The sequence below is a fragment of the Streptomyces sp. NPDC004542 genome (assembly GCF_040610035.1).
In the GTDB taxonomy this organism is placed as follows: Bacteria; Actinomycetota; Actinomycetes; order Streptomycetales; family Streptomycetaceae; genus Streptomyces.
In genome coordinates, this window is record NZ_JBEXLP010000032.1 from 47,664 (window position 1) to 69,755 (window position 22,092).

The 22,092-nt window shown below is 66.6% G+C and carries 20 protein-coding genes; all 20 read left to right on the forward strand.

Annotated features, from left to right (window positions below):
• Nucleotides 1–472: 472 nt before the first annotated feature.
• Complete coding sequence (locus tag ABZX30_RS19375) at nt 473–1,432, forward strand: streptomycin biosynthesis protein (protein ID WP_355934934.1); 960 nt, start codon at nt 473–475, stop codon at nt 1,430–1,432.
• A gap of 338 nt (nt 1,433–1,770) precedes the next feature.
• Nucleotides 1,771–1,986 carry an MbtH family protein gene (locus ABZX30_RS19380; RefSeq protein WP_355934935.1) on the forward strand — a complete coding sequence of 72 codons (216 nt, stop codon included), beginning with the start codon at nt 1,771–1,773 and terminating at the stop codon, nt 1,984–1,986.
• Nucleotides 1,987–2,412: 426 nt separating this feature from the next.
• On the forward strand, nt 2,413–4,212 hold the full coding sequence (locus tag ABZX30_RS19385; RefSeq protein WP_355934936.1) for a non-ribosomal peptide synthetase: 1,800 nt from the start codon (nt 2,413–2,415) through the stop codon (nt 4,210–4,212).
• A 3-nt stretch (nt 4,213–4,215) separates the two neighbouring features.
• Nucleotides 4,216–5,439, forward strand: a complete 1,224-nt coding sequence (locus ABZX30_RS19390) for a cytochrome P450 (RefSeq protein WP_355934938.1) — start codon at nt 4,216–4,218, stop codon at nt 5,437–5,439.
• A gap of 157 nt (nt 5,440–5,596) precedes the next feature.
• Nucleotides 5,597–6,373 carry an SDR family oxidoreductase gene (locus ABZX30_RS19395; protein WP_355934939.1) on the forward strand — a complete coding sequence of 259 codons (777 nt, stop codon included), beginning with the start codon at nt 5,597–5,599 and terminating at the stop codon, nt 6,371–6,373.
• On the forward strand, nt 6,370–7,107 hold the full coding sequence (locus ABZX30_RS19400) for an SDR family NAD(P)-dependent oxidoreductase (RefSeq protein ID WP_355934941.1): 738 nt from the start codon (nt 6,370–6,372) through the stop codon (nt 7,105–7,107). The genes ABZX30_RS19395 and ABZX30_RS19400 overlap by 4 nt, the downstream gene beginning before the upstream one ends.
• Before the next feature lie 6 nt (nt 7,108–7,113).
• Nucleotides 7,114–8,703, forward strand: a complete 1,590-nt coding sequence (locus tag ABZX30_RS19405; RefSeq protein WP_355934942.1) for a long-chain fatty acid--CoA ligase — start codon at nt 7,114–7,116, stop codon at nt 8,701–8,703.
• A gap of 13 nt (nt 8,704–8,716) precedes the next feature.
• Nucleotides 8,717–9,913 (forward strand): nucleotide disphospho-sugar-binding domain-containing protein, encoded by a 1,197-nt coding sequence (locus tag ABZX30_RS19410; RefSeq protein ID WP_355934944.1) that lies wholly within the window; start codon nt 8,717–8,719, stop codon nt 9,911–9,913.
• A gap of 86 nt (nt 9,914–9,999) precedes the next feature.
• A complete protein-coding gene (locus ABZX30_RS19415; protein WP_355934945.1) occupies nt 10,000–10,284 on the forward strand; it encodes a phosphopantetheine-binding protein in 285 nt (94 codons plus the stop codon).
• A 31-nt stretch (nt 10,285–10,315) separates the two neighbouring features.
• Nucleotides 10,316–11,362, forward strand: coding sequence for a ketoacyl-ACP synthase III family protein (locus ABZX30_RS19420; protein WP_355934947.1), 1,047 nt, complete (start codon nt 10,316–10,318; stop codon nt 11,360–11,362).
• Entirely contained in the window at nt 11,352–12,482 is a 1,131-nt protein-coding gene (locus ABZX30_RS19425) for an acyl-CoA dehydrogenase family protein (protein ID WP_355934948.1), read from the forward strand. Before ABZX30_RS19420 ends, ABZX30_RS19425 begins: the two co-directional genes overlap by 11 nt.
• 119 nt (nt 12,483–12,601) lie before the next feature.
• Nucleotides 12,602–14,107, forward strand: a complete 1,506-nt coding sequence (locus ABZX30_RS19430) for an amino acid adenylation domain-containing protein (protein WP_355934976.1) — start codon at nt 12,602–12,604, stop codon at nt 14,105–14,107.
• 3 nt (nt 14,108–14,110) lie between these two features.
• The gene (locus ABZX30_RS19435; RefSeq protein ID WP_355934949.1) at nt 14,111–14,380 is read left to right on the forward strand and encodes an acyl carrier protein; all 270 of its coding nucleotides are present in this window, start codon (nt 14,111–14,113) and stop codon (nt 14,378–14,380) included.
• A complete protein-coding gene (locus ABZX30_RS19440; protein WP_355934950.1) occupies nt 14,377–16,119 on the forward strand; it encodes a cobalamin-dependent protein in 1,743 nt (580 codons plus the stop codon). Before ABZX30_RS19435 ends, ABZX30_RS19440 begins: the two co-directional genes overlap by 4 nt.
• Nucleotides 16,120–16,167: 48 nt before the next feature.
• Nucleotides 16,168–17,013, forward strand: coding sequence for an alpha/beta hydrolase (locus ABZX30_RS19445; protein WP_355934978.1), 846 nt, complete (start codon nt 16,168–16,170; stop codon nt 17,011–17,013).
• Between the two features lie 435 nt (nt 17,014–17,448).
• Nucleotides 17,449–18,141 carry a class I SAM-dependent methyltransferase gene (locus ABZX30_RS19450; RefSeq protein ID WP_355934952.1) on the forward strand — a complete coding sequence of 231 codons (693 nt, stop codon included), beginning with the start codon at nt 17,449–17,451 and terminating at the stop codon, nt 18,139–18,141.
• A 436-nt stretch (nt 18,142–18,577) separates the two neighbouring features.
• A complete protein-coding gene (locus tag ABZX30_RS19455; RefSeq protein ID WP_355934979.1) occupies nt 18,578–19,372 on the forward strand; it encodes a TylF/MycF family methyltransferase in 795 nt (264 codons plus the stop codon).
• 95 nt (nt 19,373–19,467) lie between these two features.
• The gene (locus ABZX30_RS19460; RefSeq protein ID WP_355934954.1) at nt 19,468–20,892 is read left to right on the forward strand and encodes a DUF6002 family protein; all 1,425 of its coding nucleotides are present in this window, start codon (nt 19,468–19,470) and stop codon (nt 20,890–20,892) included.
• On the forward strand, nt 20,892–21,410 hold the full coding sequence (locus ABZX30_RS19465) for a hypothetical protein (protein WP_355934955.1): 519 nt from the start codon (nt 20,892–20,894) through the stop codon (nt 21,408–21,410). Before ABZX30_RS19460 ends, ABZX30_RS19465 begins: the two co-directional genes overlap by 1 nt.
• On the forward strand, nt 21,407–22,024 hold the full coding sequence (locus ABZX30_RS19470) for a thiamine pyrophosphate-dependent enzyme (RefSeq protein ID WP_355934957.1): 618 nt from the start codon (nt 21,407–21,409) through the stop codon (nt 22,022–22,024). Before ABZX30_RS19465 ends, ABZX30_RS19470 begins: the two co-directional genes overlap by 4 nt.
• The last annotated feature ends 68 nt before the right edge of the window (nt 22,025–22,092 follow it).

A 22,092-nucleotide genomic window follows, 5' to 3' on the forward strand; every position in this document is an offset into this window, starting at 1 on the left:
CGCGCAACACCGGCGCTCACGGATCCGGCACCGACGCCCAGGACGAACCCTCCGCCGGCCGTGCCGACTAGGGCGTCACCGGGCGCACCGGCGCGCGCGAAGAACTCGGCGCGCGCGAAGAACTCGATGCGCGCGAAGAACTCGACGCGCGCGAAAAACTCACGGCTCGGATGACCTCCAGGGCGCCGATGTCGGTGACCTAGAATCCAACGGGGACAGTCGGTGATGGGCTCACCGACAACCACTCACAAGCCGCGCCGGGTAGAGCCGACGATTCCGCACACCGTGCGAATGTGCAAACGCCAGGCATGGCCGTGATCGGTCTGGACGCGGACCGAATCGAGTCATTCGGGTAGTCGTTGTGACGAGCGATGAACGTGCTTTGATGCTGATCCTGGCCGAGACCTGCCTCTGGTCACCCATGTTCTACACGCGCTGATCCAGGCCAGATCATCATGTCCTAGGGGGGCATATGAGTAACAGCGGTGCTGAGGAGATGACGTCGATTTCGTCTAAATCAATCGAAAAAGGGGAACGGGTTCCGATCGCTTCATTATTACCGCCGTCTGAACTGCTGCGGTCCGGCGAAAGTACCGAACACATTCGTGCACTCGTCGAAACGGAGGATGTCCTGCCGCCAATTGTCGTGCACCGTGAGACTCGGCGGGTCATCGACGGAATGTACAGACTGCGGGCAGCTCGTTTTCGTGGCGACGAATGGATCGAGGTCGTTTTCGTCGATGGTTCCTCAGCCGATATGTTCGTCCTCGCGGTTGAGTTGAATCGTGCGCACGGCCTGCCCTTGACGATGGCCGAGCGCAAATCTGCCGCCACGCGGATCATGGACTCGTACCCGCATTGGTCCGACCGCAAGATCGCACGGACCACTGGCTTGGCGGCCAGCACTGTCGCGTCTTTGCGATCGCCATCCATCGCCGGCAAGATCGAGCGTAGAGCCGGGCAGGATGGCCGGATTCGACCCAACGACGGCACGGAAGGACGCCGGCGTGCGAGCGATCTGCTGGCCCAGAACCCGAACGCGTCGGTTCGCGAAATAGCCAAAGCAGCGCGGATCTCGGTGGGCACCGCCAGCAATGTGCGCGCCAGATTGCGGCGAGGGGAGCCGGCAATAACCGCCCTGCAGCAGGCAGCCCTGAAACCACGCCCGGTCGCCGCGACGCGGCGAGCCGGTCCGGACTACAGCCGCGTGCTGCAGAGCCTGCGCAACAACCCGTCGCTGCGGTTCACCGACGTCGGCCGACGCTTGCTCCGCTTGCTCGGCGGCGCCGCCCCGGGCAGCGTCGAGCAGATCGCCCAGATCGCGGACAGCGTGCCGGAACACTGTCGTGTCATGGTGATCGACATGGCCCGAGAGTGCGCCGCCGCATGGCAACACCTGGCCGACCAGCTCGCGGGCCGGGACACCGCCTGACGGAGAAATCGGTCCGATCCGGTGGCTGCGGGACGTTCAACTGCTCGAACCATACGGTTGAACACCACCACACAGCCGAACGTCGACGGCCGGCATCATGGTCACCGGGTCGGGCCTGGAATCTTGAACCGCCCGGGTGTGATGAAGACGATGGAGAGACGGCTCGGTCTTCGAGGCGCTCTCGTTGAGGTACGTGAACGTGCTGTGGCGGTGGTGCTCAAGAAGGCAGACGGGTACTCTCCGCAACGCAGTTTTCGAGGTCGCGGCGGTCCGATACGCCTGCCGGCAGGGCCGAAAGGTCGATTCTCCAGACGATGAGATCTGCGGAGGCGCATGTCATGGCGACGAACCCGTTCGAGGACGAGAACGGCGTCTATCTGGTTCTGGTCAATGGCGAGGGGCAGCATTCTCTGTGGCCTTCGTTCGCTGCTCTTCCCAAAGGGTGGACCGTCATTCTCAATGAGGCGTCGCGGCAAGAGTGCCTCGATTACGTCAATGAGCATTGGACAGACATGCGCCCGTTGAGTCTGCAACGGGCGATGGGTGACGAGTAGAAACCGCTCGTCGGACGACAACGGTGCCACGCACACCCCTTGGCCCAACGGTTTGCAACCGCTCCGGCATCCCCGGGCGCAGGGCGTGAACGCACTTCCTGGCGGATGTCTCACCCGCCGAGTGAACCGCAACCAGCGATCAACGACGTCAAGTCCACCGACAGCACCTATTCAACCTCTGCGGCTGTCCAAAATGTTCAAGGAGTCAGACGCTTCACGGCAGACCCAAGGCGTGATTCAATCACGCGAAAGCACTCGATGCATGACTTCCCGACGCTTGGAGTGTCGTCGAGATGCATATCGTGCAAGCTGTCTCGGAAGTCGCCTGTTCGTGCCGCACTCCCTTTCGGCTGTCTGGGGAGTGTGTTCCGATGCCATGGAGACTTGATGGTGGTACAACCATGCTGATATTCAACAGGGGGCGGTTTGTTCTCCAAGGGTCTGAACGAGGCTTCTGATCGGTCGGCGGCAACCAGGACGGCATCGGTCACGCTGGCCGAACTGTGGGAGCGGACGGTACGCAGTCGGCCAAGCAGTCCGGCGATTGTCTCGAACGGCGAGATCCTGTCCTACGACGAGGTGAACGCCAGGGCGAACCGGCTGGCCCGACTGCTGCTCAGTGAGGGGGTGGGCCCGGGCCGTGTGGTGGCACTGGCGCTGCCCCGGTCCAGTCGCATGGTGATCAGCGTGCTTGCCGTGGCCAAGGCCGGGGCGGCGTTCCTGCCGGTGGACGTCAACCACCCGCAACAGCGGATCTCCCACGTGCTCGCTGATGCCGGGCCCGCATTGCTGTGCACCATCCGGACCGCCGTGCCGAAGCTGCCTGCCGACATCGGGGTGCCGCAGCTGGTGCTGGACTCGGCCAAGCAGACCGCCACGCTCGACGCACTGCCCGACACCGACGTGACTGAGGACGAACGGGGTGGCTCACTCGCCGCGACGGACCTGGCTTACGTGATCTACACCTCGGGCTCGACAGGCCGGCCGAAAGGTGTCGCGCTGACCGGTGCCGGGTTGCCCGCCCTGGCCGCGGCCAAGGCCGCCACGATGCAGGTCACCGAGTACAGCCGGGTGCTCCAGTTCGCGTCGCCGAGCTTCGACGCCTATGTGACCGAGCTGCTGGCCACTTTCACCTCCGGTGCCACCTTGGTGGTGCCAGGGGCGGACACGCTGGCCGGTGACCCGCTGGAAAAGGCTCTGCAGGAGGGCCAGGTCAGCCACGCGGTGCTGCCGCCTGCCGCCGTCGCGACCCTGTCCCCGGACGCGGCGCCGGACCTACGCGTGCTGGTGGTGGCCGGCGAGGCGTGCCCGGCCGGCCTGGTGGAACAGTGGGCACCAGGGCGCCTCTTGGTCAACGCCTACGGTCCGACCGAGTGCACCGTGTGCGCGACCATGACCGGCCCGCTGACCCCGACGGACGAGGTCACCATCGGCCGGCCGATTCCGGGCGTGTCCGCCCACATCCTCGACGAGGCACTGTCACCGGTCGCGGCCGGGGAGATCGGCGAGTTGTACCTCAGCGGTGCCGGGCTCGCCCGCGGCTACCTCAACCGCCCTGATCTGACCGCGCAGGCGTTCGTGGCCAATCCGTTCGCCGCCGACGGCGAGCGGATGTACCGCACCGGTGATCTGGCCTCCATGCGGGCCGACGGCGACATCCTGTTCCACGGCCGGATCGACGACCAGGTCAAACTGCGCGGGTTCCGCATCGAGCTCGGAGAGGTGGAGTCCGTGCTCAGCCGGCATCCGAACGTGGCGCAGGCCGTGGCCGTGCTGCGGGCCGGCGCAGCCGACGGGCCGCAGCTGCTGGCCTACGTGGTGCCGACGCACGGCGCCACGCCCGCAGCGGACGGACTGCGCGAGCACGCCAGTCGCTTCCTGCCCGACTACATGGTGCCGTCGGTCTACGCGACCATCGACGCCATTCCTTTGACTCCCAGCGGAAAGACGGACCGAGCCGCGCTGCCGCCGATCACGACCACCCGGCTCGCCGTTCTGGAACCGCGTACTCCTGCCGAGAAGATCCTGTTCGATATCTTCCGAGACCTGTTCGGCCCTCTCGAGATCGACGTGCGCAGCAACTTCTTCGAACTGGGCGGGAACAGCATCCTGGCCGTCGACCTCATTCACCGGGCGCAGGAAGCCGGCTTGGCGCTCTTGCCGAGGACCGTGATCGACCACCCGACCATCGAGCAGCTCGCTGCGATAGCGACCCTCGGGAAGTGAGAGATGACCACCCGTCCCACGGTGTCCCCCGACGAACTCGAGCAGATCGACCTGGCCTCGCCCGTTCTGCACGCCGAGTACGAACTCGACGAGGTCTTCCGCCATCTGCGGGCCAATCGGCCGATGTACTGGCAGCAGCCACGGGGTGAGCAGCCCGGCTTCTGGGTGATCAGCCGGTATGCCGACGTGAACGAGGTGTACAAGGACAAGGCGCACTTCACCACGGAGAACGGCAACGCGCTGGCCACCTTGCTCACCGGCGGTGACTCGGCCTCGGGTGCCATGCTCGCGGTCACCGACGGTGTGCGCCACCACCAGTTGCGCAACCTGTTGTCCAAGGGCTTTTCCCCGCAGATGCTCGACCTGATCGCCAACTCGCTGCGGGAAACCGTTGACGGGCTGCTGCTGGCAGCGCTGGATCGAGGCGAATGCGATGCCGCGCGGGACATCTCGGCGAACGTGCCGCTGGGCGCCATCTGCGACCTGCTGGAGATTCCCCATTCCGACCGGCAGTACCTGCTCGGCTTGACCGCGCACGCGTGGAGCACGGACTACGCGGACGAACCTCCTGAGGAGAGCTGGGTCGCCAAGAACGAGATCCTCCTGTATTTCAGCAAACTGCTCAAGGAGCGTCGTGGTGGTGACCGGGAGGACATGGTCAGTCTGTTGGCGAATTGCCGCATCGACGGAGATCCGCTCAATGCAGCCGAGCAGATGGCCAACTGCTACGGGCTGATGATCGGCGGCGACGAGACCGGCAGACACGCCATCACCGGCACGGTCCTGGCGTTGATCGAGAATCCCGACCAGTGGCGAGCCCTGAAGAATGGCGATGTCGATCTGAAGACGGCGACCGAGGAAGCACTGCGGTGGACCGTGCCGTCGCTGCACGGTGGTCGGAAGGCAACCGGAGACGTTGTGATCAACGGCCAGCAGATCAAGGCCGGCGATGTGGTCAGCGTGTGGATCTCCTCAGCCAACCGGGACGAGACCGTCTTCGACACGGCGGACGAGTTCAGGCTCGCCCGCACCCCGAACAAGCACTTCACCTTCGCCTACGGCTCGCACTACTGCCTCGGCCACCACCTCGGCCGGATGGAGGTGTACGCCGTGCTCGACGGGCTGCGTCGGCTGGTGGGCGACTTGGAGCAGATCGGCGAAGAACGGTGGATCTACTCCAGCATCTTGCACGGCATGAGCTCACTGCCGATCAAGATCACGGCTTGAAGCCCCCCTGGGGGGACGTGTACATGATAGGCACGGTCAACGCGGCCAGCGCATTCGAGGACGGGCACGGCGCCGAGTTCTGCTCAGATCGCCGGGTGGCCTGCCTTGCATACATCGAGCGGAGCCGGTCGGCGCGCCGACCGCGGAGCGCGACCCGATGACCGGGCCCGCCGCATCAGCGGTGGCTTGCGAGCCGGTCGCGATGGTCACCGGAGCCGGCCGGGGCATCGGCGCGGCCACGGCCGAGCGCCTTGCCTCGGAGGGCATGACGGTGATCGTCGTGGACCGCGTGGAACAGGACACCACAGCCACGGTCTCGGCCATCCGTGCGGCCGGCGGACGGGCCAGCGGGTGCGGCTGTGACGTCGCCGTAGCTCACGCGGTGACGGCCACGGTCGCCTCGGCCGTCGAGGAGTTCGGTCACCTCGACGTGCTGGTGAACTGCGCCGGGGTCACCCAGGACCGGCTGCTGCTCACCATGAGCGACGAGGAGTGGGACAGGGCCCTGGACGTCAACCTCGGCGGCACCATGCGATGTTCGTTCGCGGTCGGCAGGCACATGCGCCGGCAGGGACACGGCCGGATCATCAACTTCAGTTCGGTTGCCGCGCGCGGCAATGCCGGTCAGACCAACTATGCGACCGCGAAGGGCGCGATCGCCGGGTTCACCCGTATGCTCGCGGCCGAATTGGGTCCTCACGGTGTGACGGTCAACTCGATCGCACCGGGATTCGTGGCCACGCCGATGGTGGACGAGCTGACCGAACGGCTCGGTGTGGATCGGAACACCGTCCTGTGGGAAGCGGCCAGGTCCTCGGCCGTGTGCCGGATCGGGACGCCCGAGGAGATCGCCGCGGTGGTGGCATTCGTCACCGGGCCGGAGTCGGGCTACCTCACCGGGGAGACCATCCACGTCGAAGGCGGTCGGCGATGACAGGAGTCGCGGTCGTGGCCGGCGGCAGCGAGCGCACGGGGCTCGCGGTCGCGCTCAGCATGGCGGCGCGGGGCTTCGACGTCGCCCTGCTGGACACCGAGTTCACGGCGGCCGACGAAACGGTCGGGCGAATCGAGGAGTCGGGCAGGCGGTGCGTCACGGTGGAGGCCGAGTTGGCCGACGCCAGGTCGGTCGGTGTCGCTTTCGGCCAGGTGCGTACCACGCTGAGCAGCCCCGCCGTGCTGGTCACCTGCGTCGGACCGGGGCCGGCGCCGGACGGGTTACCCGAGGACGAACTCGCGGACGAACAGCGCTATGGCGTGGTACGACGGGCGCTGCGCTCGGCATTCGTATGTTGCCAGGCCGGGGCCGGCCAACTACTGCACCACCGGTGGGGACGGATCATCGTCGTCACCGAGCCGGTCGACGTGGGCGAAGACGCCTGGCGCACCTCCCAGCCCGTGCTGGCCGGGCTGATCGGTTTCACCCGGTCCGCGGCGTTGGAGCTGGCGAGGTTCGGTGTCACCGTGAACCTCATCGCGCCGGCCGGCAGCGCGGTCGACAGCCGGGCCCCGGCGCACCAACCGGCGGTCAACGGCAGCGCGGGCTCCTACGCGGAGGCGGTCGGGCACGTGACGGGGTTTCTGGTCGACGAGCAGGCTGCCGGAATCACCGGGCAGGAGATCTACCTCGCCGCTGCCCAAGCGGGAGTACCTCTACTTGGCGAAAGGTAGCCACTGGTGGCGAACAAGGACCACGGACCGGAGCACTACGTCACCCGCATCCTCGATGAGGCGGCCCGGGACGGCGCCCGACCGGTCGTCCGATGGCGGGACACCGTGATCACCGGCACAGAGCTCCACCGTTCGGTACGGCGGATCGCGACGGCACTGCGCGAGGCAGGTGTGGCACGCGACCACGCGGTGGCCATCCTGACCCAGGTGAACAGCCCATGGATGCTGCTCGTCCGCTATGCCGCACACCTGCTGGGTGCATCGGTCGTGTACATAACCGGCGCCAACCACGGCACCGTAACCCACGACCTGCCGGTCACCACCCGGGTCCGGATGATGCGTGAAGCAGGCGCATCTGTCCTGGTGTTCGACGAGCGCAACGCTCAGCTCGCCGAGACCATCCATGAGACGGCTCCGGACAAGCTCGTGCTGTGCGGCCTCGGTCATCCGGCGTCCGGCACGGTGACCGCCGACGGCCGGCCGGTCGAGGACGTGGCGGCGGAATTCCCGGCCGAGGCACCTGAGCTGGCGATGGTGCTCTATACCAGCGGCACCACCGGTCAACCCAAGGGCGTGTGCAAACCGTTCGGGGCATGGAACGCGACCGTGGTCGGCCTGGCCGGGCAACCCCGGCCGCGGCAGACCTATCTGGCGATGACCGCCGTGAGCCACACAGTGGGAATGGTCGTCGACATAGCGCTGGCCGCCGGCGGCAGCGTGCTGCTGCGTGAGAAGTTCGATCCCACCGACTTCCTGCGGGATGTCGTGACGCACCGGGTCACCGACACATTCATGGGTGTGCCGCAGCTCTACGCGATCCTCAACCATCCCGATGTCCGCACCACGGACCTGTCCTCGTTGCAACACCTGGTGTACGTCGGCTGTCCCGCGTCGCCGGAACGCCTGCGGGAGGCGGTCACCGTGTTCCCTGGCGTGCTGTGCCAGTCCTACGGTTCCACCGAGACCGGCCGGATCGCGATGCTCCGTGAGGACGACCACGACCATCCTGAACTGCTGGCCACCGTGGGCCGGCCGATGCCGGGGGTCACCATCGCGATCCGCGACCCGGAGACCGGACGAGACCTGCCGGTCAACCAGGTCGGCGAGGTGGTGGTGCACAGCCGGAACAGCATGGCCGGCTATGTCGGCGATCCCGAGGGCACCGCGCGGGTGGTCCGGGACGGCTGGGTGCACACCGGCGATATCGGCTCCGTCGACGAACGCGGGTATGTGCGGCTGTTCGGTCGGATGCACGAGATGGTCAAGGTGCAGGACACGCGCGTCAGCCCGACCGAGGTGGAGAAGGTGCTCGTCGGCTGTCCCGGTGTGGTGGACGCGTGCGTGTACGGCCACCGCAGGCCGGACCTGATCGAGGAACTGCACGCCGCCGTCGTGCTCAGCACCGAGGACGCCCCGGGTTTCGCCGCTCTGCGCGACCACGTCGCGCAGGCCATGACCCCGACGCACGCTCCGGTCCGGTTCGTGCGCTGGCGGCAGTTCCCGATCAACAACACCGGGAAGACGGATCGACTGCGGATCCGCGAGGTCAGCGCCGAGGCTCGCGGTGAGAGCCCGGACGTGCTGGTGGACAGGTGAGGTGAGTCATTCGATGAGAGTGCTGTTCACCAGCCTCCCCGGTATCGGCCACCTGTTTCCCATGGTGCCGCTCGCCTGGGCGCTACAGGCAGCCGGGCACACCGTGCTGGTCGCCACCGACCGTGAGTTTCTCCCGGTGGTGACCGGAGCCGGACTGCCTGCCGCGGCCGTGCGGGAACCTGTGGACCCGGTCGAACTGTTCAAACCGGTCGGCCTGTCGGGCCTGTCGGGCCTGTCGGGCCTGTCCGGCGGTCCGGTGGGCCCGGCTGAGAGGACCGGCCACCGGTGCGCCGAGATCGGTGTCCGAGCGCTGCCCGCCGTCCGTGCACTCGTCGACGCCTGGCACCCGGACCTGGTGATCGCCGAACCCATGGAACTGGCCGGGCCTGCCGCGGCGACGATCGCCGACGTGCCCTGGGTGCGGCACTCCTACGGTCTGATGCCGCCGGAGCGACTGCTGAGCGCCGCGGTCACGGCCCTGGACTCCGAACTGGCAGTACTCGGGCTGTCCCCGTGGGCAGAGCCGGCCAGGACGGTCGACGTGTGCCTCGACAGCCTGCAGCCTTCGGACGCGGTGGCGACCATGCCCATGCGGTATGTGCCCTACAACGGCCCGGCCGTCGTGCCCGACTGGCTACTGGCCGGGCCGCCGCCCCGGCCCCGGGTGTGCCTGACCTTGGGCACGTCCCTTCCTCGGCGCAATCCGCGGGTCGCACCGCTGTGGCGGCTGCTGCTGGACGAACTGGTGGCGCTGGGCCAGGAGGTGGTCATCGCCATCGACGAGAGCCACCGGTCGCTGCTGGGCCAGGTGCCCGGCGGCGTGCGTGCCGCGCGGATCCCGCTGTGCGACCTGCTGCCGACCTGCACCGCGATCGTGCACCATGGTGGCTCCGGGAGCACCATGGCGGCGGCGGCGTTCGGCGTGCCGCAACTGGTCATCCCGCACTTCGCCGACCACTTCGCCAATGCGGAGCGGATCACCGCGGTCGGCGCGGGCACGAGCCTGCCGCACGACACCGATGACCTGGCGCGGATCACCGCAGCCTGCGCACTGATCACCGAGGACGGCCCGCACCGGGCGATATCAGCACAACTCGCCGAAGAGAACGCGCGCCGGCCGAAACCGACCGAGGTGGCCCAGGACCTGGTGGCCCTGGCCCTCGGGCACACCCAGGATGTCCTGCGACCGCAGCACGCGTCGCAGGGTTGACAGTAGGCGGAACTGCTGTGGATTTCGTGCTCGCGCTGTCTTGCGACTCTTCTCCGCGGCAACACAATCGACGGGAACTACGCGACATGGTCACTGGACACACCGAGCTCGAGCACGTCCTTACTCGCCTGGAAACGTTGCTGAACGACGTCTGGGACCAGCGGCCGGCGGATGTGACGGTGTCTGCCACCGCACCGCTGGTGAGCCTCGGGGTGGACTCGCTGACGCTCGCGCTGCTGCTCGACAATGTGGGCAAGGAATTCCACATCGACTGGACGTCCGGCACCCGTCTGGACGGAGCCGTCTCGCTCCGTGCCATCGCGGACCTTGTCCTGCGACGGGGCGGCGGCGGCCCCGCTGCCGGGGCGTAGGGCGCGGCACATGCGGACATCGGGTACGTACATGGCCGGGATCGGCGTCTTCCGGCCCCAGACGGAAAGCGTCGATGCCGCAGTGCGGCAGGGGCTCGTCTCGAAGGAAGCCGCTGACGCCTCCGGGATCACCGGCGTGTCCGTCGCCGGTGACGTCTCTCCTGCCGAGATCGCGTTGATCGCCGCACGCCAAGCCCTCAGCAGCAGTGGACTGAGCGCCTATGACATCGGACTGCTGCTCCACACCGGGGTTTGGCACCAGGGCCCCGATGGATGGGGGCCGCAGTACTACCTCCAGCGGCACCTGCTCGGTGACGACCTGCTCGCCGTGGAACTCAGGCATGGCTGCAACGGGACTTTCAGCGCGATGCAGTTGGCCGTCCCCTACGTGAAATGCGCACCTCATGCCGGTGGGGTACTGATCACCGCAAGTGACAACTTCGGCACCCCGCTGATCGACAGATGGAACCCCGGCGAAGGGCTGGCCTACCTGGGTGACGGCGCGGGCGCGGTGGTGCTGGGCTCTTCTCCGGGGTTCGCGGAGCTGTTGTCCATCTGCACCTCCACCTTTTCCGGGATGGAGGAGGTCCACCGGGCTGGCGAGCCGCTCTTCCCGCCCGGCGCCACCACCGGTACCTTTCTGGACTACGGTGCCAGAGCCGCACGATTCCAGCAGAGGGCGACCGATGACGGCACCTGGGTACAGTTCCTCCTGGGCCACCAGAAGCACAACGTGGAGTGCGTGGGCCAGGCGCTCCACGAGGCCGGTGTGGACGCTGGCGACATCAAGACCGTCGTGATCCACAGCATGCCGCGTCAGGCGGCCGCCTCCTACCTGAAGATCCTCGGTTTCTCGCTGGAACGCTCGACCTGGGAGTTCAGCCGGACAACCGGCCATCTCGGGGCCGGCGACCATCTCGCCGCCCTGTACCACCTGTTGTCGACGGGCGAGGTCGGCCCCGGCGACAACCTGCTGCTCTGCGGTTCCTCGCCTGGCGTCACGTACAAGGCGGCCGTCATCCGCATCCTCGACACCGCCGCCTTTCGGAACCAGGAGGCTCGGCCCGATGGACTTTGACCTCAGCCCACCGCAGCAACAGCGCGTCGACCGCATTCGCGCAGGCGCCGGCAAGCTGCCGGCCACGGAACCCAACGGCATCGCTGGAAGGGACAGTTGGCTGGCCGCGGCCGAACTCGGCCTGACCGGCCTGTGCCTGCCCACGGAACACGGCGGCGGTGGGCTCGGTGCTCTGGACACGGCGCTGTGCCTCGAAGCGTTCTGCGCAGGTGGCGCGGACACCGGCCTCGCCTTCGGGATCGCGGCACACCTGCTTGCCTGCGGTACCGTCCTGGCCGATCACGCGGGCGAACCGGTGCGGGCCGGGCTGCTGCGGGGACTGGCCTCCGGAACGGTGATCGCCGCGAACGCGATGACGGAGGACGACGCGGGATCGGACCTGAGCAGACTCACCACGACAGCAGTGGCCGACGGTGACGGCTACGTTCTGAACGGGAAGAAGTCCTTCGTCAGCAACGCCCCGCTGGCCGATGTCTTCATCACCTACGCGGCCACCGCACCGAGCGCCGGCTATCTGGGGATGTCGGCGTTCGCGGTCCCGCGAACCCTGCCCGGCCTGCGGGTCGATTCCCTGCTGGCCAAGATGGGGCTGAACGGCTGCGCCGCCGCGCAGGTCGAGTTCACCGACTGCAAGGTTCCTGGCCGCTATCTGCTGGGCTCCGAGAACCAGGGGAACAGCGTCTTCCAACGCTCCATGACCTGGGAACGCGCCTGTCTGCCGGCGATCTACCTGGGTGCGATGGAGGTTCAACTGGCCCAGTGCGTGGACCATGCCAGGAGCCGCAAGCAGTTCGGCCGCAGCATCGGGAACTTCCAGGCGATCTCCCACCGGCTCGCCACTATGAAACAGAGGCTGGAAGCCAGCCGCCTGCTGCTGTACCGCGCGTGCTGGTACCTCGACCAAGGCCGGTCGGCCGCGGAGGCGGCCGCATTGGCCAAGACGGCAGTCGCCGAGGCCGCCGTAGCCAACGCGCTGGACGCGGTGCAGGTGTTCGGCGCGCGGGGGTATCTGGCAGCGGACGGAATCGGCCAGCAGCTGCAGAACGCCATACCGCTGAACATCTTCTCAGGGACGACGGAGATTCAACGGGAGGTTGTCGCGAGGAGCATGGGGTTATGAGCGGCCGGGTCGAGAACGGGTACGGCAAATGATCTGTGACGGCAGGACCAGAGCCTTTCGTGCCGTCAGGCGTTCCACATGACCAGCCAACTCTTCCTACCGCACCCAGGAGTCGAAGCATGAGTGATCGGCGCGGCCTCCACGACCTGCTCGCCGCCTCCGCAGCTCGCACGCCCGACGCTCCTGCGGTGGTCGGACCCGCCGGTTCGATGAGCTACGGGGACCTCGACGAACGAGCCGACGCCCTGGCCGGCCGGCTGTCCGGCCAGGGAATCGGGAAGGGGGACCGAGTGCTGATCTGGTCCCCGAAGTCCGCCAACACGATCGCCGCCATGCAGGCGGTGCTGCGCCTCGGTGCGATCTACATCCCGGTCGATCCCCTCACTCCCCCCGAACGGCTCGCGGCGATCGCGCGCGAGTCCGGGGCGCTCGCCCTGTGCGCTGCCGAGGACTTGTCCGAGCGGGTGCCGAGCCCGCTCCGCGACCGCCTCGTGTGGGTGGACCTCGATGCCGCGCCGACGCCCGAGGCTCTCCCGCGTACACCGGTGAACACGTGCGTGGAACCGGACGATTTCGCCTACATCCTCTACACCTCGGGTTCGACCGGGACGCCGAAGGGCGTCTGCATCAGCCACCGCAGCGCCCTGGCCTTCATCGATTGGGCCGTTGCGGAACTCGCCCCCGGTCCGCAGGACCGCTTCGCCAACCATGCGGGGCTCTCGTTCGACCTGTCCGTCCTCGACCTCTATGCCGCCTTCACCGTGGGGGCGGCCGTGTGTCTGATACACGCCGAATTCGCGTACGCCCCGGAACGGCTGGTCGAGTTCCTGCACCGCGAGCGGATCAGCGTGTGGTACTCCGTGCCGTCCGTGCTGATTCTCATGCTGCGTGACGGCGGTCTGCTCGACCGGCCCGCGCCCGAGACGCTCCGCGCGCTGCTGTTCGCCGGCGAGCCGTTTCCGATCGGCTATGTCCGAGCCCTCGCCGCCTGGTCCGACGCCCGGCTACTCAATCTGTACGGACCCACCGAGACCAACGTGTGCACCTATCACGAGGTCCGCCCCGCGGACCTGGCCCGCGACCTGCCGGTCCCCATCGGCAGGCCGTGCAGCGGCGACCGGGTCTGGGCCCGCCGCGCCGACGGTTCGGAGGCTGAACCCGGTGAGGAGGGCGAACTGGTCGTCAGCGGGCCGACGGTCTTCGCTGGTTACTGGGGCCGGCCGCCCCAGGAGGGCCCTTACGCGACCGGCGATCGAGTCAAGGTCCGGCCAGACGGTTCGTTCGATTTCCTCGGGCGTCGCGACGGCATGGTGAAAATCCGCGGACACCGGATCGAACTCGGAGACGTCGTCGCGGCGCTGTACTCCCATCCGGGGGTCGCCGAGGCCGCCGTCGTCGCGGTGGGCGAGGGGTTGGACCGGGTCCTGGCCGCGTTCGTGGTCCGAAGCCAGGGAAGCGGCTTCGGGAACGTCGCGCTGCGTCGACACCTGGCCGACAGACTCGCACCCCACATGATCCCCGGTGACATCCGCTTCGTCGACCGGCTGCCCCACAACGATCGAGGCAAGCTCGACCTCGCGGCTCTGCAGACACCACTCCACGGCGCACAGAAAGTTCAAGGGTGAGACGTGACGACCCAGACCCGAGAAGACATTTCGTCCGAGCTGCTCACCTTCATCCGTGACAGCTTCCTGGCAGGGGATCCTGAGGGCGAGCTCGACGCGGACACCCCGTTGCTCGAGCTCGGGATACTCAACTCCCTGAACACTGCCCTTCTGGTCGCGCACCTCGGCGAAGAGTACGGCGTCCACGTGCCATTGATCGACGTCACCGCGGCTACCTTCCAGTCCGTGCGCACCCTGAGTGAGCTTGTGCACGAGAGCCTGCCGCGCAAGTGAATACCGTCGCCCCGCCAACACGTAGTCTGGATGTCCAATTGAAATTAAACGCGGACATGTTCCTGCTGCATGCGCCCAGCGTGTACGACTTCCGGGAACGTGACGACATTCTGTTCGCCTACCTGAGTGACAGCGACAGCGTCAACGTCACGTCCGTCTATGAGATGTACCCCATCGGCTGGTTCTCGATCAAGCAACAACTGGCGGACCACGACTTCGACTGCCAAATCGTCAACATCGCCTCCTTGATGCTGACGCACCCGGATCTCGACGTCGAGCGACTGATCGGGCGGCTGGAAGCGCCGGTCTTCGGCTTCGACCTGCACTGGATGACCCAGTGCAACGGTGCGATCGAGCTGGCCAAGGAGGTGAAGCGGATTCATCCGGAGTCACTGATCGTCTTCGGTGGCATCTCGGCCACCTACTTCGCCCGGGAACTCATCCGGTACCCGCAAGTGGACGTCGTTGTTCAGGGCTACGACACGCTCGCCCCCATCACCCAGCTGGTCGAGGCCGTGGTCCGGGGCGGCCGGGACTTCAGCTCGATACCCAATCTCCTCTACAAGGGTGATGATCGGGTCGAGACCACAGGATTCAGCCACAAACCCACCACGGACTACAACGACGTCAGGAATGACTGGTCCTACTACCAGAACACCCCTGTGACGCCGCTTTCCAGCAAGCTGATCATGACGCTGCCGAACACCGGGTGCGCCCACGACTGCGGCTGGTGCGGCGGCTCCCGCTTCGCCTACCGCAACATCATGGAGGTGGACAAAACCCTCGTACAAAAGGACCACAACCTGATCGTCGAGGAGCTCAAGACGATGGGGGAGGCGGCCAGACACACGTCCATCTACGCCCTCCAGTGCTACTCGGAAGGCAAGGCGAGGATGCACGCATACCTCGACGCCGTGCGCGACCTCGGGTACCGGAGTGTCTTCTTCGAGCAGTTCAACCTGACGCCCGACGACACGCTGAAGAAGATGGGCACGTCCACGGACGCGTACATCATGCTTTCCCCCGAGTCGCACGACCCGAAGATCAGCAAGGCTGCCGGCCGCGGTACATACACGATGGCCGAGATGGAGGAATGGATTCCACGCGCGTTGGACGCCGGGGTCAAGGGCGTGATGATTTGGTTTTTCATAGGGATGCCGTACCAGGACAGCCAGTCCGTGCGCGACACGGTTGCCTACTCGGAGCGCCTGATCAGGAAATTCGCGGGGTCGTCGGTCCTTCCGCTCATCTGTCCCATGGTGCCTTTCCTGGATCCTGGCTGCCGATTCTTCGAAGAGCCCGACAAGTACGGCTACCGAATCCACCACCGTACGCTGGAGCAACATCGGCAGGCCATGGTCGAACCGCTCTGGTACCGTCGGCTGAACTACGAGACCGAGTGGCTGAGCCGACGCGACATTCAGGATGTCTCCTACGAGGCGATCGAGCGGTTGGTGAGCATCAAGGGCGAGCACGGTGTTTTGTCCAGCGTGTTCTGCGAAGCGGTGCTGAAGACAATTGACCAGACCAAGCGGCTCCTTGCGGAGATGGATCACGCTCTCTCCCTGGACGGCCGGCTTCCTGCAACCCTGCGGGACGAAATCCGCGCCTACAACCGCAAGATCCTCGCTTATTCCAGCGACCAGATCCTGCCGATACCCCGGCCCTTCGGCGGACGCTGGTTCGATGACGTCACGGTGCCGAAGGAGATGATCCGCGAGCTCTCGACGGCCCCTTGACCCCACGGAGACGGCACACTTCTCAACAGCAGGAAGGACCAAGTGAGCATGGCGAACCACGGACCGGTGGTGCATGACCTGAGAGTGCCTGGCGCGCGCCTGCACTACGAGATCCAAGGAGCAGGTCCCCTGCTCGTGGTGGTCGGTTTACCCATGGGCTGTAAAGGGTTCGCGCCGATCTCGCGGCCGCTGGCCGAGCACTTCACGGTCGTGACCTTCGACCCCCGTGGCGTCCACAGCAGTACTGCGGATGACCCGAACCAGGACGCGGTCCCCGAGTTGATGGCCGACGACGTGCACCGGCTCATTTCGGCGCTCGACGCCGGGCCGGCGTACTTGTTCGCCAGCAGCGGGGGCGGTGTGACCGCGCTCGCGCTGGCTGCCCAGCACCCTGACCAGGTCAGGTTGCTGGTCGCCCACGAGCCCCCGTTGCTCGAGTTGTTGGCCGACCGCGTCGCGATGCGCGCCGCCATCGATGAGATCTGCGACATGTACCGCGAGGACCGCCCCGCGGCGTTGCAGAAGTACCTCGCCCTGGCCGACATCCGCCTGCACCGGCCAACCCCGGAGCCGCCCGGACCGAATGCGTTCACCGCGCCGTGGGACGTGTGGACCATCCTCGACCGGCTCTTCTATTTCACCCTTCGCCCAACTACCCGCTACCGGCCTGACATCGACGCGCTGCGGCCCATGGCCGACCGCATCGTCATCGCCGGCGGCTCCAAGGCTCAGGGGTCGCTCTTCCACCGCACCGCGGTCGCACTCGCCGATCAACTCGGCACCGAAATCGTCGACTTCCCCGGCGACCACACCGGCTTCCTGACCGATTCGGAGCCCTTCGCCCAGTTGCTGTTCGAGGTGTTCACGAAGGCGCGCTCGCACAACGATTCTTAGAATCCGGAACCGACCGGCATCACGCTCACGGAATCGGCGTCATCGACGCCATTCATCGCGCACTCATCGGTGAGTCCTGACTCCTTACCGCCGTCACAATCCGACGCCACCACGCGGCTCACTTCCTGAATGGATGCTTGGCTGTGTGTATTTCCGTTGCCCGGCGGATCGCACGTGGTCGCAGATCGCTGGAGTGGCCTGTAGGCTTGTCTGAAGATTTTGCTCACCCGTGAGAGCAAGGCGTTCTCGTCCTCGAAGCGGCGAACCTTCCACGCCATCGGATCGGCGAGGCCTCGGCGGGTGGGCCTTGTGGAAGAGAACTCCCTACCGCGGACCCCGCGACCGAGCCTGCATCCGCACGTCATCGGCGCATCGGGCCGCTCACCCCGCCAATCGCTGGAACCAATTCACTGACGCCACACCAGGGGGATCGAGATGAAGATCGAACCGATTACGGGATCCGAGGCCGAAGCCTTTCACCGGATGGGCTCCCGGGCGTTCGAAAGGTACAACGAGTTCGTGGACCTGATGGTCGGTGCGGGCATCGCCGATGGCCAGACCGTGGTCGACCTGTGTTGTGGCTCGGGGGAGTTGGAGGTCATCCTCACCTCCCGGTACCCGTCGCTGAACCTGGTCGGTATCGACCTCTCGGAGGACATGGTCCGTATTGCCCGGGAGTATGCCGCCGAGCAGGGCAAGGTGCTGGAGTTCCGTCACGGGGACGCGCAGTCCCCGGCCGGCATGGAGGACCTGCTCGGGAAAGCGGATCTGGTGGTCTCGCGGCACGCGTTCCACCGGCTCACCCGGCTCCCGGCGGGATTCGACACCATGTTGCGCCTGGTCAAGCCAGGGGGAGCCATCCTCAACGTCTCCTTCCTGCATCTCAGCGACTTCGACGAGCCCGGGTTCCGGACGTGGGTCAAGTTTCTGAAGGAGCGGCCTTGGGACCCGGAGATGCAGGTCGCCTGGGCGCTGGCTCACTATTACGCGCCCCGGCTCCAGGACTACCGTGACGCCCTGGCTCAGGCGGCCGGTGAGACACCGGTGTCCGAGCAGAGAATCTGGGTCGATGACCGGGGCTACGGCGTTCCCACGGTCAAGTGCTTTGCCCGTCGGGCCGCCTCCTGAGCGGCGGGTCGCTTCTGCTGCTCAGCACGTTGACGGAGGTGTGCCCGTAGCGCGCCCGAGTTGACGCCCACCACCCATGTCGCCGTGACGCCGCCCCACGGACCCGCACACGGCACGGCGGTGGACCGCCCGCCATGCCGAAGGCGTCACCGGGCTGCCGGGGCCGGCCCCGGCAGCGACCGGCCCAGGCTGGGCAGTCCCGCCGGGCCGACGGATGCGTGCACCGCTCGCCGCGCCGAAGGCGTGGACCACCCGCTCGAGAAGATCGGCGTCCGGGAAGAACGCGAAGACGGCGGCTGCATAAACGAATTATGGTGTCGAGTCGTCAGCTACGGATTCATCGAACTCACGGCGTAAGCGCGGTAGGAGGAAACTTCCGAGCCGAGGCATCTGGACCCGGCTGGTGGTGGCACCTATCGTAGTCAGGGTGGCACACATACTCCAATCTCAGTCCGAAGAAACCACGCAAGGAACAGGCAGTGACGCATCGCTGTACCTGGACCTCATGATCAAGGTGTTAGCCGGGACGGTATATGAGGATCCCGCGCACCGAGAAAACTTCTCCCATCGCGATTCAACGTACCGGGAAGAGGTCCGCAACGAGGGACGCGACTGGCCGGCGAACGCACACACGATGATCGGAATCAAACGCCTCGATAACATTCGGCAATGTGTCGAGGATGTTATTGCCAACAGCGTCCCCGGTGACCTCATGGAAACTGGGGTGTGGCGTGGGGGCGCGTGCATCTTCATGCGGGGAATTCTGCGCGCCCACGACGTGCGCGACCGGACTGTGTGGGTAGCCGACTCCTTCCAGGGCATTCCTGACGTCGGCGAGGACGGCCATGCCGGCGACCGGAAGATGGCGCTGCATCGGCGAAACTCGGTGCTGGCGGTGTCCGAGGACGAGGTCCGGCGCAACTTCCGCAACTACGACCTGCTCGACGAGCAGGTCCGGTTCCTCCCCGGCTGGTTCAAGGACACGCTGCCCGCCGCGCCGATCGACGCGCTCGCCGTGCTGCGGATGGACGGGGACCTGTATGAATCCACCTGGGATACCCTGACCAACCTCTACCCGAAGGTGTCCGTCGGTGGCTACGTCATCGTGGACGACTACCTGATGTGCCCGCCGTGCAAAGAAGCGGTGGACGAATACCGTGCGCAGTTCGACATCGCCGACGAACTGATCAGGATCGACCGCGACGGTGTCTACTGGCAGCGCACCAAGTAGTCCCACGGCGAATCGGCGCCTCGGGTATGTGGACCACCCGGGCGGAGGGCGCAGAACACTAATCGCGGACCCGGATCAGAATGCGGTGACCCGTAATGTGTACTCACTCAGAAAGTTGGTCCGTGCAGGGCTCTTCAGTCGCGGGAGTATTGCATCGAGTCCCTAACTCTCTCAGCTTCTACTATCGGCATCTACTCGTGGCCAGTGAGCGGATCGATAGCACCTGGGCCAGTACCGATTCCTGGTTCGAACCGAGCTGGCAAATTCCCAAACTCGGCCCCGAGCTGGACGAGTTCTTTTCGGTCAGCGGAATTTCCGCCGGCGAACTTGGCGACTACCAGGGACGCCGGCTCCACTTCCTCGACCTGACCGAGAACCCGGGCACACACACCACGAAAACGTTCGGCTCCTCAGTGATCGTGGCCCGTGCGGTGCGGCATACCGAGCTGACCGGCGAGCCCGTGCTGCTGGTGACTCCGTCGGCGGCCAACAAGGCGGTGGCGCTGCGCAACGCGGTGCTACGTGCCTACCAGGTCGGTCTGTCGGACCCGAGCAGGCTGCGCGTGGTCACCGTGGTGCCGGCCAGTTCACTGCCCAAGCTGTGGGCCTCCGACCTCGATGCCGATCCGGCGCTGCACGCGGCCAACCCGATGGGCGTCTACTCCGGCCCCGAGCGTGAGCACGTCAAGAAGATCACGACGGCCGCCGTCGATGATCTGGCCGCCAACGATCCTGTCCTGGGTGGATTCCGAGTCTGGTACACGCTGAACCCGAAGAACTACATGGTGGCCGACTTCATTCGGACACTGTTCGAGTATGAGTGCTTCCCGCCTGTCGGCGAGCGGTGGCACACCCATGCCGTCTCCAGCGCCTACGGTTTCCTCGGACACGACCTGGGCCGGCAGATGGCGGCCGAGGACGGTGTCCGGTTCGACGTGCCGCAGCGCTACTTGCTGGTGCAGCACTTGGAGACGCCCGATCTTGTCAGCGCGGTTACCGGCATCGATATCGAGACCGTGGTCCGGGATCTTTACCGGGCCACCGGTGACGGCCTGCTGACCAGGCCCGCGGACGCCGATCCCCGGTTACCCGAGTACTGCTATTCAACCGGCGAGCGCCTGGAACGTACCTTCTACACGCGCAACCCGCCGACGACGAAAGCGGTCCGCCGACTGGTGGCCGGCCACGGTGGCAATGGGATCGTGGTTTCCCTGCCGGAGTGCCTCAACCGATACGCCTTCGTCCGGGATCTGTTGCGCGGCGCCGGTTTCCACCGGCTGCCAGAGGATCCCCGCCGGCTGCGCGAGTGGGCCATGGTGATGTCCGCCGTCGGCTGCCTCAACGCGATCGACCGTGATCTGATCCCCGCCGGTGCCGACGTGGTCATCCATGGCTCGGGCGCGTATTCCGAAGGTGAGTTCGACCAGATCGACCGGAGTCGGCTGATCGAGGTGAACACCCCTCACGAGGTGCGCGCGCTCATCAGCGGTGCGATTCAGGCGAACGGCGAGGGCGGTTGATGAGTACACCGGTTGTCAAGCCCGCTGAGGACGTGGCCGGCCGGCTCGCGCGCACCCTGGCGGCCGGCCGGTCTGGACCGTTCCTCGGCACCCCGTGCGGCGTGCTCGCCCAGCTGTACCGCGAGCTCGACGCCGCGTGCGGGATCCGGACCATCGCGCGGGAGGACTCCGCGGTCGGGGTCGCGGCCGGCGCGGCACTGGCCGGCCGGCAGCCGGTGGTCTTGATGCAGAACTCCGGGTTCGGCCAGTCGGTCAACGCCTTCGCGTCGTTGATCATGCCCTGCCGGCTCGACGTGGTCACGGTCATCAGTGTCCGGGGCATGGCCCCGGACAACACTGAGGAGAACAGCGCCATGGGCACGCTCACTCCGGCGATCCTGGCCGCTCTGCATGCGGACGTCCGCTGGCTCGCCGACGGCGCCGACCTGACCGAGGCCACAGCCGACTGGCTCGCCAGCAAGGCGGACGAACCGCGGTTCCTGCTCATCGCCCCTGGACTTTTCGGCTGGCGCCCGTGACGATCCGCACGATGACGCACTCGCCGCAGACCAAGGTGGCAGCCATCGCCGAGATCATCGGCGCGTCCGGGGACACGCCGATCGTGTTCACGACCGGCTATGCCTGCCGTATCGCCAACGACATCCAGGACAAGCCCGGGCACTTTTACATGGTCGGCTCCATGGGGCTGGCCGGCTGTGTCGCCGTGGGCGTCGCGGCCGGGCTGTCCCAACCGGTGATCGTCGTCGACGGGGACGGCGCGTTGGCGATGAATCCCGGCGCGCTGTTACTGGCCGCAGAGTTCACCGAGTTGCCGCTGATCCACATCGTGTTGGACGACCGCGCGTACAGTTCCACCGGCGCCCAGCCCACCCCGCCGGTCGGGAACATCGAGTCCTGGGCGGCCTCGCTCGGCTATCTGGTGTTGTCCCCACCACCGGGCGATGGCGTCGGCTCCGTGGTGGCCGGCCTCCTCGCCGGTGAGCTCACCCGACCGCATCTGTTGCGCCTGACGGTTGCGCCGGACGGGCAGAACGTCCCCGGCCGGCTCGAGGGCCGCCTGGCCGGATACGCGGCTCGGTTCCGCACGCACTGCCGAGGCTTGCGGGCCAGGGCCGAACCGCCCGTCGTGTGAACGGCCGGTGGCCGTCGAGAACTGGATGGTCAATGCAACCTGTTGAGAGCGGACGTGGACGAGCCGTC

Excerpts from the sequence above, each read along its gene's own strand:
- ABZX30_RS19375 (WP_355934934.1), top strand. The coding sequence starts at position 473 with ATGAGTAACAGCGGTGCTGAGGAGATGACGTCGATTTCGTCTAAATCA.
- ABZX30_RS19380 (WP_355934935.1), top strand. The coding sequence starts at position 1,771 with ATGGCGACGAACCCGTTCGAGGACGAGAACGGCGTCTATCTGGTTCTG.
- ABZX30_RS19390 (WP_355934938.1), top strand. The coding sequence starts at position 4,216 with ATGACCACCCGTCCCACGGTGTCCCCCGACGAACTCGAGCAGATCGAC.
- ABZX30_RS19395 (WP_355934939.1), top strand. The coding sequence starts at position 5,597 with ATGACCGGGCCCGCCGCATCAGCGGTGGCTTGCGAGCCGGTCGCGATG.
- ABZX30_RS19400 (WP_355934941.1), top strand. The coding sequence starts at position 6,370 with ATGACAGGAGTCGCGGTCGTGGCCGGCGGCAGCGAGCGCACGGGGCTC.
- ABZX30_RS19410 (WP_355934944.1), top strand. The coding sequence starts at position 8,717 with ATGAGAGTGCTGTTCACCAGCCTCCCCGGTATCGGCCACCTGTTTCCC.
- ABZX30_RS19415 (WP_355934945.1), top strand. The coding sequence starts at position 10,000 with ATGGTCACTGGACACACCGAGCTCGAGCACGTCCTTACTCGCCTGGAA.
- ABZX30_RS19420 (WP_355934947.1), top strand. The coding sequence starts at position 10,316 with ATGGCCGGGATCGGCGTCTTCCGGCCCCAGACGGAAAGCGTCGATGCC.
- ABZX30_RS19425 (WP_355934948.1), top strand. The coding sequence starts at position 11,352 with ATGGACTTTGACCTCAGCCCACCGCAGCAACAGCGCGTCGACCGCATT.
- ABZX30_RS19430 (WP_355934976.1), top strand. The coding sequence starts at position 12,602 with ATGAGTGATCGGCGCGGCCTCCACGACCTGCTCGCCGCCTCCGCAGCT.
- ABZX30_RS19445 (WP_355934978.1), top strand. The coding sequence starts at position 16,168 with ATGGCGAACCACGGACCGGTGGTGCATGACCTGAGAGTGCCTGGCGCG.
- ABZX30_RS19450 (WP_355934952.1), top strand. The coding sequence starts at position 17,449 with ATGAAGATCGAACCGATTACGGGATCCGAGGCCGAAGCCTTTCACCGG.
- ABZX30_RS19460 (WP_355934954.1), top strand. The coding sequence starts at position 19,468 with ATGTGTACTCACTCAGAAAGTTGGTCCGTGCAGGGCTCTTCAGTCGCG.
- ABZX30_RS19465 (WP_355934955.1), top strand. The coding sequence starts at position 20,892 with ATGAGTACACCGGTTGTCAAGCCCGCTGAGGACGTGGCCGGCCGGCTC.